Consider the following 12,745-nt stretch of genomic DNA (forward strand, 5'->3'; position numbering starts at 1 on the left):
GAGCGGCTGCAATCCCCCGGGAGGCCGAGCGGCTGCCATCCCCGGGCCTGCCGGCTGCAATGGCCCCCGGGACGGGGCCGTCCGACCGAGCCCCTACAGCTCCCCGATCGCGTTCCCCAGGACCGTCGCCCCGATCACGAGCAGCAGCACCCCCATGACGAGCGACGTGTTGGCGGTCAGCCACTCCCGCAGGCGGTCGAGCCACGGCACGACGCGGGCGGGGGCCACGAGCGTCGCGACGAGCGGCACCACGACCGACAGCCCGCCCACCAGGACGAACGCCAGCACGACCACGACCTCCTGCACGAACCCGAGCGCCGCTCCGCCCACCGAGACGCCCGCGGCGAGCACGAACGCGAGCTCCTTGGGGTTGGCGACCGTGACCAGCGCACCGACGCCGAAGCCACGCGCGGGGGTGGCGTCCGCGATCGATGCCAGCCAGCCGGGGAGGCTCGCCACCTCGCCCTCGGGCTTGGGGCGCCACTGCGTGAGGCCGAGCACCATGAGCGCGGCCCCCAGGACGATCCGCACCCACGCCGGGAGCTCGCTCGACCCCAGGAGGTGCTCGACGACGTCCGACGCCGCGACGACCACGCCGAGCAGGGCCGCGAGCGTGAGCAGCCGGCCCACGACGAAGGTCACGCCCGAGGCGCGCCCCCGGTCCGACGTCAGGAGCAGCGCGAGGGCGATGATCGGCAGCGGGCTGAGCGCGACGGCCACTGCGAGGGGAAGTGCGGCGCCGACGACCTCGGCCATGGAGTTCACGTCGTCACCGTAGCGCCACGCCTTCCCACGAGCGGGCGCGCCGGGCCGGTCCTCCTCGCCACGGCACGTGCCCGACGGCGTCCGGGGCAATTGAAGTTGCGACCGCTTGAGAGAATGGTTGGTCGTGAGCACCGAACCGCACGGCCCCGCACGGCCCGCCGTGGACAGCCCTGCGAGCGCCCCCACGGGCGAGGCGGGACGCGAGCCGCGCACGGGCTCGAGCCCACGCCGCCGACGCGGAGGACGCGGACGGGCGAAGCCCCAGGTCAGCGAGCAGAACCCCGCCCCCGAGCAAGCCGACGAGGCCGCCGGTCGCACGGGCTCCGCCCCCCGCCGGGACGCCGGCCGCGCCCGCGCCGAGAAGACGCCCGAGGGCGACAGGAACGCACGGGGCGAGCGTCCGACGTCGGGCACCTCGACGCGCGGCAACCAGCGCGGGACCCGCCGCCAGCAGGTGAGCCCCGCCCAGCTCGCGCGGGCCGCCGAGCGGCGCGCACAGGTCGTCGTGCCGCCCATCACCTATCCCGAGCAGCTGCCCGTCTCCGCGCGGCGCGAGGACATCGCGAAGGCCATCGCGGAGAACCAGGTCGTGATCGTTGCGGGCGAGACGGGCTCGGGCAAGACGACGCAGCTCCCCAAGATCGCGCTCGAGCTCGGCCGAGGCCGGAAGGGCCAGATCGGGCACACGCAGCCCCGACGGATCGCGGCGCGCACGGTCGCGGAGAGGATCGCCGAGGAGATCGGCACGCCGCTCGGCGAGATCGTCGGCTACCAGGTCCGGTTCACCGACCAGTCGAGCGACCAGACGCTCGTCAAGGTCATGACCGACGGGATCCTGCTCGCGCAGATCCAGCGGGACCCGCAGCTCCTGGCGTACGACACGCTCATCATCGACGAGGCGCACGAGCGCTCGCTCAACATCGACTTCCTGCTCGGGTACCTCACGCGGCTCCTCCCGCAGCGCCCCGACCTCAAGGTCATCATCACGTCGGCGACGATCGACTCGCAGCGGTTCGCGCGGCACTTCGCGCCGGGCGGCCCGCTCCCGCCGCTCACGGCCGACGAGCTGTCAGAAGCAGACCGGGCGGGGGACCTGGGCACCTCTGACAACGGGTCCATGGACGACGGGCCCGACGGCGCCGCTCACCTCCCCGCGACGGCCCCCGTCATCGAGGTCACGGGTCGCACCTACCCCGTCGAGATCCGGTACCGGCCGCTGAGCCCCGACGTCGACCCCGAGACGGGCAAGACCAAGCGGGGCGCCGCCAAGGGGGCCGCCGGGCAGGAGAAGGACCTCGTCACGGGCATCGTCGACGCGGTCGAGGAGCTCATGGCCGAGGGGCCGGGCGACGTCCTGGTCTTCCTGTCCGGCGAGCGCGAGATCCACGACACGGCCGACGCCCTCGAGTCCCGCCTGGGCGAGCGCACGCGCGACGCCAAGCGCCCCGACTTCGTCGAGATCCTGCCGCTCTACGCGCGCCTGTCCTCGGCCGAGCAGCACCGCGTGTTCCAGGCGCACTCCTCGCGCCGCGTCGTGCTCGCGACCAACGTCGCCGAGACGTCGCTGACGGTCCCCGGCATCCACTACGTCGTCGACCCCGGCACGGCCCGCATCTCGCGCTACTCCAAGGCGACCAAGGTGCAGCGCCTGCCGATCGAGCCCGTCGCGCAGGCCAGCGCCAACCAGCGCTCGGGGCGCTCGGGCCGTGTCGCGGACGGCATCGCGATCCGCCTGTACTCCGAGGAGGACTTCCTCTCCCGCCCCGAGTTCACCGAGCCGGAGATCCTGCGCACCTCGCTCGCGTCGGTCCTGCTGCAGATGATCTCGGTGGGCGTCGTCTCCTCGCCCGACGACGTCGCGCGCTTCCCGTTCGTCGAGCCCCCGGACACGCGCTCGATCCGCGACGGCGTGCAGCTCCTGACCGAGCTCGGCGCCCTCGAGACCGTGGCGGAGCCTGCCGGTCGCAGCGAAGCCGCCAAGGACGCACAGCCCGGCCGCGCCGTCACGCGCCTCACCGAGGTCGGCCGCGTCCTCGCCCAGCTCCCCATGGACCCGCGCCTGGCCCGCATGATCTGGGAGGGCTCGCGCCGCGGCGTGGCGCGCGACGTCGCGATCATCGCGGCCGTGATGTCCATCCAGGACCCGCGCGAACGCCCCGCCGAGTTCCGCGCCCAGGCCGACCAGCTCCACGCCCGCTTCGCGGACCCCCGCTCCGACTTCCTCACCTACCTCAACCTGTGGGAGTACGTGCGCGAGCAGCAGCGCGAGCTCTCGTCGTCGGCGTTCCGGCGCCTGTGCAAGGCCGAGTACATCAACTTCCTGCGCGTGCGCGAGTGGCAGGACGTCGTCGCGCAGCTGCGCGAGATGAGCAAGCCGCTCGGCATCGACATGTCCTACACACCACGCACCCGGGGCGACGCGACCTCCGGGAGGGGAGCGGCGTCGTCGGGCACCACGATCGCCGAGGCGACCGACCAGCCCGTCGAGCACCGCCTGACCTGGGACGACGACACCATCCACCAGGCGCTCCTCGCCGGGCTCCTCTCCCAGATCGGCATGCAGGAGGCCACCGAGGTCAAGGCCTCGTCCGTCGCGCACCTGCGCGGCCCGCAGAAGGAGCTCGCCATGAAGCGGGCCAAGAAGCAGGCCCGCAACGAGTACCTCGGCGCGCGCGGCGCACGCTTCGCGATCTTCCCCGGCTCGCCCCTGTCCAAGAAGCCGCCCGTATGGGTCATGGCCGGCGAGCTCGTCGAGACCAGCCGCCTGTGGGGCCGCGACGTCGCCAAGATCCAGCCCGAGTGGGCCGAGGAGCTCGCCGCGCACCTCGTCAAGCGCACCTACTCCGAGCCGCACTGGTCCACCAAGCAGGGCGCCGCGCAGGCCAAGGAGAAGGTCCTGCTCTACGGCGTGCCCATCGTGGCCGACCGCACCGTCCTCTACGGCAAGGTCGACCCCGAGGCCGCGCGCGAGATGTTCATCCGCCACGCCCTGGTCCAGGGCGAGTGGACCACGCACCACCAGTTCTTCCACGAGAACCGTCGCCTGCTCGAGGAGGCCGAGGAGCTCGAGGCGCGCTCGCGCCAGCGCGGCCTCGTGGTCGACGACGACGTGCTCTTCGCGTTCTACGACGAGCGCATCCCCGAGGACGTCGTCTCCGCGCGCCACTTCGACACCTGGTGGAAGTCTGCCCGGCGCCGCGACCCCGACCTGCTCACGTTCACGCTCGAACAGCTCGTGCCCGACGCCGAGTCCGTCGACACCTCCCTCTTCCCCGAGACCTGGGCCCAGGGCGACCTCACGCTGCCCCTCACCTACCAGTTCCAGCCCGGCACGGACGCCGACGGCGTGACCGTGCACATCCCCATCAGCGTCCTGAACCGCGTCGTCCCCGACGGCTTCGACTGGATGGTCCCGGGCCTCCTCGACGAGCTCGCGACCGCGACCATCCGCTCGCTGCCCAAGCCCGTGCGCGTCCAGCTCGTCCCCGCCCCCGACGTCGCGCGCGACGTCGTCGCCTGGCTCCGCGAGAACACCCCGGCCTGGGAGGACATCACCCGCGCGGGCGACATGGCCGAGCCCTTCCACGTCGCGTTCACGCGCGCGGTCCGCGCCCTGCGCGACGTCGTCATCCCCGACGACGCCTGGGACGACGCCCGCACCGAACGCCTGCCCGCACACCTGCGCATGACGTTCCGCGTCATCGAGGAGCGCCGCGGCGGCGAGGTCGTGCTCGACGAGTCCAACGACCTCGTCTCGCTCCAGCGGCGCCTCGCACCCCAGGCGCAGGCGGCGGTGCGGGCGGCGGTCAAGGGGGCCGTCGGAGCGGCGTTGCGTGAGGCTGCTGCTGGGGCGGACGCGGGGAGGGGGGCGGAGGGCGAGGCGGGATCGACGCTCGGTCTTCCCGGGTCTGCTCGTTCCTCGCAGACCCCTGCCAGGCCCACCACGACCTTCGCCATCGATCCCGCCTCACCCTCCTCCGTTTCCGGGTCGCCTTCCGCGGGCCGCCCTGGAGGGGGCTCAAGGGGTGACGGTGCTTCGGACGCCGGGCCCGACAGCGGCGTGGCCTCCGTGGTCGTCGACGAGGCGACCGGGCTCACCACGTGGCCCACGGGGCTTCCCGACGGCGTGCTGCCCGAGGTCGTGTCGACGCCCGCCGGGGGCGGCATGGTCGTGCGGGGGTACCCCGCGCTCGTCGAAGAGGTCGACCCCAAGGGCAAGCCCAGCGTCGCGCTCCGCGTGCTCGCCGACCGCTCGACCCAGGACCGTGCGCACGCGCGCGGCGTCCGGCGCCTGCTGCTCGGGGAGACCGCGCTCCAGACCCCTCGCATCACGAGCCGCTGGACCGGGACGCAGTCGCTGACCATGGCCGCGAGCCCGTACCGGAACACCGAGGCGCTCGTCGCCGACCTGCAGCTCGCGGCCGTCATGGCGCTGACCTCCGGAACCAAGGCTTCGCAGTACGGGCCGCTGCCCGATGCCGTACAGATTCGGAGTGCTGACTCGTACACCGCTGCGCGCGAGCTCGTGAAGCGGCACCTCGAGAACGAGGTGCACCAGATCGTCGGGCACGTCGTCGCGGCGCTCACGGCAGCACGGAACCTGGACGGCGAGATCCGGTCGGCCAACAGCCTCGCGCTGCTCAACACGCTCCAGGACGTGCGCGACCAGGTCGCAGGGCTCGTCCACGCGGGCTTCGTGTCGCAGACCCCGGCCCACCGCCTGCCGCACCTGACCCGCTACCTGCGTGCGGCGTCGTACCGGATCGAGAAGGCCGCGACCAACCCGCACCGCGACGCCGAGCTCGCCTGGCGCGTGCACGACGTCGAGGAGGCGTACAGCAAGGCACGCGCGGCCTACGCCGCCGGGCCCGCCGACCCGGCTCGCCTGGCCGAGCTCGACGAGGCCCGCTGGCTCATCGAGGAGTTCCGGGTCTCGCTGTTCGCGCAGCAGCTCGGGACCGACGGCCCCGTGAGCGAGAAGCGCATCCGGAAGGTGCTCGCGCCGGGCGGGTGGTAGACGGCGGCCGCAGGTGTTCGGGACCTTCGTCACGACCCCTCGGTCGGAGGTCCCGAACGCCCGTTCTCCACAGTTTCGCGGCCTAGCCTGAAGGAGACGGCCAGGACATGGGACTGGCCGCACCAGCTGCTCTGGAGGGCATCATGCGCACCGTCGTCGTCACCGGCTCCGCCTCGGGCATCGGCAGGGCTCTGAAGGGTCTGCTGGAGGCCGACGGCCATCGCGTCATCGGGGTCGACCTGCGCGACGCCGACGTCACGGTCGACCTGACGACCGACGCGGGCCGGGCCGAGCTCGTCGAGAAGGTCACCGCGCTCAGCGGCGGCACGATCGACGCGGTCGTGGCGAACGCCGGGCTGTCGAACGGCAGCCCCGCGACGCTCGCGGTCAACTACTTCGGTGCGGTCGCGACCCTCGACGGCCTGCGCCCGCTCCTCGCCGGGTCGGACGCACCCCGCGCCGCGGTCACGTGCTCGATGGCGAGCCTCCTGCCCGTCGACGACCGGCTCGTCGACCTGACCCTCGAGGGCGACGAGGCCGCGGCCCTGGCCCGAGCCGCCGAGCTCACCGAGGCCGGGACGGGCGACATCATCTACGGCAGCAGCAAGGCCGCGGTCGCGCACTGGCTGCGCCGCGCCGCGCCGACCGCCGACTGGGCCGGGGCAGGCATCCCGCTCAACGCGATCGGCCCCGGGATCGTCCAGACGGGCATGACCCGCGAGATGCTCTCGACCGACGAGTCGACCAAGGCCGTCGAGGCCGTCGTCCCCATGCCGCTCGGCGGCATCATGGGCCCCGAGGTCCCGGCCTACCTCCTGCGCTTCCTCGTCTCCCCGGAGAACAGCCACATGTGCGGACAGGTCGTCTTCGTCGACGGCGGTTCGGACGTGGTCTTCCGGAGCGACAAGGTCTGGTGACCTGACCGGCTCACCTCGAGGAGGCGGTCCGACGGCGGAACGTGCGTACCGCCGTCGGGCCGCCTCCTGCACGTCCGGGCGAGGGCGGGCGCGCGCGACGTGCGCGAGCATGGAAGGCATGCGCCTCACCGCAGAGCTCGGAGACATCACGACGGTCGACGTCGACGTGATCGTCAACGCTGCGAACTCGTCGCTGCTGGGCGGAGGAGGGGTCGACGGCGCGATCCACGCCGCGGCGGGCCCCCGGTTGCTCGCCGCGTGCCGCGAGCTGCGACGGACGACCCTGCCCGACGGCCTGCCCGTGGGCGGGGCCGTCGCGACGCCGGGCTTCGACCTGCCGGCACGGTGGGTCGTTCACACGGTCGGCCCGGACCGGCACCGCGGCCAGACCGATCCGGCCCTCCTCGCCTCGTGCTTCACGACGTCCCTCGACGTGGCCGCAGGGCTCGGGGCCCGCACGGTCGCGTTCCCGGCCGTGAGCGCGGGCGTCTACGGGTGGGACGCGCACGAGGTCGCGCGGGTCGCGGTGCACGCGGTGCGCGCGTGGGAAGCCGAGGGAGACCGGGGCATCGAGGCCGTGCGGTTCGTGCTGTTCACCCAGCGACTGCTCGGTGCGTTCGAGGACGCGCTCGCCGCACCTGCGTGACCTTTACCAACTTGTGATTTTCGAAGTATCAGATACTTGCTTTCCTCCTCCTCTCCGCCGTTGCTAGCGTCGACGGTGATTTACCTGATACTCGGAGTCGCACCAAGGTGATGGGCGCTCCGTGATCAGACCGGCAACGAGGCCGGCCACGAGAGGACCCTCGCACATGACAACCCACGCTCTCCCGCGCCCTTCGCGCGCGCACTCAGCCCTGACCATCGGCGCCCTGGTCGCGTTGGCGCTCGCCGTCGTCGTGCTCGTCGCCTATCTCCTCGTCTTCAACGGCAAGGTGGCCGACGGCGCCACGCGCCTCGACGACGGAGCCTCACGTCTCGAAGCGGGCGCAGCCGAGCTGGCCGACGGCGCGACCCGCGCCGAGGGCGGCGCGGGCAAGGTCGCCGACGGCTCGAAGGCACTCGAGGACGGGGCGAAGACCCTCTCCGCGGGTGCGACCCAGGCCTCGAGCGGCGCCGAGCAGCTCGCGGCCGGCGGGGTCACCGCGCTCGACGGTGCCGCACAGCTCGCTGCGGGCGCCGATGAGCTCAACGCCGGCGCGGCGAAGCTCGCCCCCGGAGCGGCCGACGCGTCCACCGGAGCGAACAAGCTGGCCGCGGGCGCCAAGGAGCTCGACGCAGGCCTCACCGGGCGACTCGCCCCCGGCGCCGCCAAGGTGGCGGACGGTGCAGCGCGGCTGTACGCGGGGTCGACCGACCTCAGCACAGGCCTCACCACCAGGCTCGCCCCCGGCGCAGCCCAGCTGCACTCCGGGTCCGGAGTCCTGAGCAGCAAGCTGACGAGCGAGCTCGCCCCCGGAGCGGCAGAACTCGCACTCGGGGCGTCGGATCTCTCGACCGGCGCCGCGGGAGCGGCCACGAAGAGCGGCACGCTGGCCTCCGGGGCCCGCGACGTCTCCGACGGCGTGAATGCTCTTGCCGGGGGAACTTCCTCCCTTGCTGCCGGCGCCTCACGCCTTCACGACGGCGCGAGCACCCTCTCCACAGGGCTGGACCAGGCCGCGGGTTCTGCGAAGGCACTCAAGGAGGGGGCAGCAGGGACAGCCGCAGGGGCCGCTTCCGTGGAGGCTGGTGCCGCTGACCTCGCGGGCGACATCGCCGCACTGGCCGCTTCGGTGCCGTCGGACTCGCCCTTCAAGGCAGAGCTCGATCGCCTTGCGGGCACTGCCGGGGGGCTCTCGACAGCAGCGTCGTCGGTCGAGGACGGGGCAGCGGCGGTCGCCACCGGGACAGCCCAGCTCCACGGTGGCCTCGCGGCCGAGAAGGGGCTCGTGAACGGAGCCCGTGCCCTGGTGGCGGGTTCCGCTGACGTCAGGTCCGGGAGCGCCCAGCTCGATCAGGGCGTCAGCTCGCTGAGCATCGGGGCCAAGAAGGTCGCCGATGGGGCCGCACAGCTGTCCACCGGCCTGGGCGATCTCTCGACCGGGGCCGCACGAGTCCAGGCCGGCTCACAGCGTGTCGCCACCGGCGCCCAGGATGCTGCCACCGGCGCGACGAAGATCAAGGTCGGTCTCGACGAGCTCGCCCCGGGCATCGTCAAGGCCGCGGGAGGCGCGACCGAGATCAACACCGGACTCGGCGCCCTCGCCCCGGGTGCGGCTGAGGTCTCGGTCGGTGCGACCGACGCGGCAAAGGGATCGCAGAAGCTCGCGACCGGCGCCACGACGCTCGCCGCGGGCAACGCCAAGCTCGCCACGGGCGCCCGTGACCTCTTCGCGGGCACGACCAAGCTCGAGGACGGCTCGCTCTCGCTGCACACCGGCATCACGACGCTGTCGAACGGCGCCACGACGCTCGCCGCGGGCAACGCCGCGCTCGCCGAGGGCGCGGGCACGCTGCACGCCGGGACCACGACGCTGGCCGACGGTGCGGGCGACCTCGCCGAGGGCAGCTCGACGCTCGCGGACGGCGCCGGAACGCTCGCCGACGGGACCGTCGAGATCTCGGACGGCACGGCCAAGATGAAGTCGGACGTCGAGAACAGCCCCGCGGGCAAGCTCTCGCTGGGCGCCTCGGCTGTCGTGGGCGGCGGCCTGCTCGCCGGAGTGTTCGGCGTCGGACTGGGACTGCGCCGCCGGCTCACCATCTGAGTACCGGCTGACCAGCGCGATCCCGCGCGGCGCCTTCACAGTCGACGGTGACGCCGCGCATCTCGAGGGTGGCGGGGCCGTGTCCATGACCTGGACGCGGCTCCCGCCGCCCTCGCTCTACGTCACCGGACGGGGGCGGCACAACAGGTTGCCGAACGGACGTGTACTTGCCAAGTGGGAAAGTAGATGCTTCGATGGATCCATGAGCCACGACGCACTCGCTTCCGCCGCCCCGACCCCCCAGGAAGCCGCCGCGGTGCTCGCCCACGCGGAGTCCAGCACCCGCCTGACCCGGCTGCGCGGCGCCCGCTGGGTCCGGACCTACCTCCTGGGATGGGGGCTGGGCAGCGTCGGCCTCGTGCTCGCGATCGGCATGGGCGGGCGGGTCGGGTTCTTCGTCGGCATGGCGGCCTGGGCAGCGCTGGTCACGATCGGCGTGACCTGGGCGTCGCGTCAGGGCTTCCTGGCACGGGGGTCGCGCCGGCGCCTCGCCGTGGCCCCGGCGGCATGGGCCGTCGTCTACGGCGCGACGCTCGTCATCGGCCTCCCCGGCCAGGCGGGCAACCTCGCCTACTGGCTGCCCGCGGCACTGGTCTCCGCCGTACCGATGGTCGTCGTCGCCCTCTGGCCGCGCCGCGAGGAGCAGGCAGCATGACCGAGGCTCACCCCCGCCACCGGCTCGACGACGTCATCCACTCGCCCGTCCGCCTCTCGGTCGTCGCGGCGCTCGCCGGGGTCGAGAAGGCCGACTTCAAGTCCCTGCGCGACGCGATCGAGGTGTCCGACTCGGCTCTCTCCAAGCAGCTCACGGTGCTCGAGGAGGCCGGCTACGTCGAGATCAGCAAGGACCGCGTCGGCCGTCGACCGCGGACCTGGGCGGCCCTCACCGCTGCGGGCCGGGCCGCGTTGACCAGCCACCTCCAGGCGCTGCGCGCGATCGCCGAGCAGCAGCTCCCTCCGGTCGCCGACGCCTGATCCACAGGACCTGTGGACAGGAGCCGTGCACAGGCCCCTCGACCGGAGCGCGCTCCACAGGACCACGCCCCTCACGCGCCGCGCGTGGGTGCCGTGCGCAAGAGTGGGGCCATGACCACGACCGAGGCCACGTCCCCCGAAGCCCCCTCGCCCGCTCCGCTCGCGGCGCCCGCCGACGCGCCCGGCCCCGCGCAGGGCGCCCGCTGCTTCGGGGACGGCGACCCGCTCTACGAGGAGTACCACGACACCGAGTGGGGCGCCCCGGTCCACGGGGACGAGGCCCTGTTCGAGCGGCTGGCCCTCGAAGCCTTCCAGTCGGGGCTCGCCTGGATCACGGTCCTGCGCAAGCGCCCGGCATTCCGCGCGGCGTTCGCGGGCTTCGACCCCGAGGTCGTCGCGCGCTTCACCGACGCGGACGTCGAGCGGCTGCTCCAGGACGCGTCGATCATCCGCAACCGGATGAAGATCGAGGCGACCATCTCCAACGCGCGCGCCCTGCTCGCGCTGCACGACCAGGGCCGGACGCTCGACGAGCTCGTCTGGTCGTTCGCCCCGGGCGGTTCGCGCGCACCCGAGGGCGGCACCCCCCTCGACCGCCCTCGCCCCGCGACGTTCGCGGACCTCGCGGCCAGCACCCCCGAGTCGGTCGCCCTGGCCAAGGCTCTCAAGAAGGAGGGCTTCAAGTTCATCGGCCCCACGACCGCCTACGCAGCCATGCAGGCGTGCGGGCTCGTCGACGACCACCTGGCCACGTGCCCGGTCGTCACCTCGCGCCGAGACACGGTCCGGGACCGCTTGCTATAGCAGAAGAGTTCCACTCCGTGAGATGAGGTGCGATCATGAGGACCATGTCCTCGTACGTCAGCGTCCTCGACCTCTTCTCGGTCGGCATCGGACCCTCGAGCTCGCACACCGTCGGCCCCATGCGGGCGGGCACCACGTTCGCGCGCGAGCTCGAGCAACGCGCCGTGCTGGACCATGTCGCCGCGGTCAAGGTCGTGCTGTGCGGGTCGCTCGGCGCGACGGGGATCGGCCACGGAACACCGGACGCCGTGGTCGCCGGCCTGCGCGGGCTCGACCCGGAGACGTGCGACCCCGACGAGGTGCCCGGGAGCTGGGAGCGCCTGGGCGACGGCCACGAGGTCCGCATCCTCGGTCGCCGGGCCGTGACCATGTCGAGCACCGACGTCCGGCTGGCCCCGCTCACCCGCCTGCCCGGCCACCCCAACGGGATGCGGTTCACGGCACTGGACGCGGCCGGCGACGTCGTGGCCGAGCAGGTGTACTACTCGGTCGGGGGCGGGTTCGTGCTCACCGAGCAGGAGCTCGAGGCCGCCGCCGCGAACGAGGAGGCCCAGCACGCAGCCGAGCTCGCGGGCGCCCCGATCGACCCGGCCACCGAGCCCTCGGACGTCCCGCACCCGTTCGCCAACGCCGCCGAGCTCCTGGCGTCCTGCACGCTCGAGGGCCGGTCGATCGCCGAGACCGCGTGGGAGAACGAGGTCTCCCTGCGTCCCGCGTCGGAGGTCGGGGCAGGACTCGACCGGATCTGGCGGACCATGAGCGAGTGCGTCGACGCGGGCCTGGACCGCCGAGGGATGCTTCCGGGGAGACTCAAGGTCCGCCGTCGGGCCCGGGCGCAGCGCGAGAAGCTGGAGGCTGCTGAAGCCGCGAGCGGGGCGGCCGCACACAACGACCACTCGATCGAGTGGCTCCAGGCCTACGCGATGGCCGTCAACGAGGAGAACGCAGACGCCCGCCGCGTCGTCACGGCCCCCACCAACGGGGCCGCGGGCATCCTGCCCGCCGTCGGCCGCCACTTCCTGCGGATCCACCCGGACCTCGCCGCCGACGAGGACGCCACGCGCCAGGCCATGCGCACGTTCCTGCTCACGGCAGGCGCGATCGGCGCGCTCTACAAGCGCAACGCCTCGATCTCGGGGGCGGAGGCCGGCTGCCAGGGCGAGGTCGGCTCGGCCTGCTCCATGGCAGCGGGCGCCTTCTGTGCGGTGCTCGGTGGCACCCCGGCGCAGGTGGAGAACGCCGCGGAGATCGCGATGGAGCACAACCTCGGTCTCACGTGCGACCCGGTCGGCGGACTCGTCCAGGTCCCGTGCATCGAGCGCAACGCGATCGCGGCCTGCACCGCGGTCTCGGCCGCCAAGCTGGCCCTCCAGGGAGACGGCGCGCACGTCGTCTCGCTCGACACGGTCATCGAGACCATGCGCCAGACGGGGCTCGACATGTCGACCAAGTACAAGGAGACGTCGACGGGTGGCCTCGCGGTCAACGTCATCGAGTGCTGAAAGCGGTCCGTGTGA

9 protein-coding genes are annotated in these 12,745 nt (G+C 73.1%); 8 read left to right on the top strand and 1 reads right to left on the bottom strand.

Translation table 11 applies throughout. The features are described 5' to 3' along the window. Positions 1-93: 93 nt before the first annotated feature. Positions 94-756, bottom strand: a complete 663-nt coding sequence (locus ACIPWA_RS15820) for a GAP family protein (RefSeq protein WP_400291623.1) — start codon at positions 754-756, stop codon at positions 94-96. Positions 757-889: 133 nt separating this feature from the next. Between ACIPWA_RS15820 and ACIPWA_RS15825 the strand changes: the two genes are divergently transcribed. From ACIPWA_RS15825 to ACIPWA_RS15860, 8 genes are all read left to right on the top strand, one after another. Continuing rightward, positions 890-5,782, top strand: a complete 4,893-nt coding sequence (locus tag ACIPWA_RS15825; protein ID WP_400291525.1) for a DUF3418 domain-containing protein — start codon at positions 890-892, stop codon at positions 5,780-5,782. Between the two features lie 143 nt (positions 5,783-5,925). After that, positions 5,926-6,699: an SDR family oxidoreductase gene (locus ACIPWA_RS15830; protein WP_400291526.1), complete on the top strand. Its 774-nt coding sequence runs from the start codon at positions 5,926-5,928 to the stop codon at positions 6,697-6,699. 118 nt (positions 6,700-6,817) lie between these two features. Beyond that, complete coding sequence (locus ACIPWA_RS15835; protein WP_400291528.1) at positions 6,818-7,345, top strand: O-acetyl-ADP-ribose deacetylase; 528 nt, start codon at positions 6,818-6,820, stop codon at positions 7,343-7,345. Between the two features lie 166 nt (positions 7,346-7,511). Continuing rightward, the gene (locus ACIPWA_RS15840) at positions 7,512-9,449 is read left to right on the top strand and encodes a hypothetical protein (RefSeq protein ID WP_400291530.1); all 1,938 of its coding nucleotides are present in this window, start codon (positions 7,512-7,514) and stop codon (positions 9,447-9,449) included. A 202-nt stretch (positions 9,450-9,651) separates the two neighbouring features. After that, positions 9,652-10,104 (top strand): hypothetical protein, encoded by a 453-nt coding sequence (locus tag ACIPWA_RS15845; protein WP_157257689.1) that lies wholly within the window; start codon positions 9,652-9,654, stop codon positions 10,102-10,104. After that, positions 10,101-10,424 carry a transcriptional regulator gene (locus ACIPWA_RS15850; protein ID WP_400291532.1) on the top strand — a complete coding sequence of 108 codons (324 nt, stop codon included), beginning with the start codon at positions 10,101-10,103 and terminating at the stop codon, positions 10,422-10,424. Before ACIPWA_RS15845 ends, ACIPWA_RS15850 begins: the two co-directional genes overlap by 4 nt. Positions 10,425-10,535: 111 nt before the next feature. Then, complete coding sequence (locus ACIPWA_RS15855; RefSeq protein WP_400291533.1) at positions 10,536-11,228, top strand: DNA-3-methyladenine glycosylase I; 693 nt, start codon at positions 10,536-10,538, stop codon at positions 11,226-11,228. Positions 11,229-11,272: 44 nt separating this feature from the next. Continuing rightward, positions 11,273-12,730, top strand: coding sequence for an L-serine ammonia-lyase (locus ACIPWA_RS15860; RefSeq protein ID WP_400291625.1), 1,458 nt, complete (start codon positions 11,273-11,275; stop codon positions 12,728-12,730). The last annotated feature ends 15 nt before the right edge of the window (positions 12,731-12,745 follow it).

The organism is Oerskovia enterophila (genome assembly GCF_044748475.1).
In the GTDB taxonomy this organism is placed as follows: domain Bacteria; phylum Actinomycetota; class Actinomycetes; order Actinomycetales; family Cellulomonadaceae; genus Oerskovia; species Oerskovia enterophila.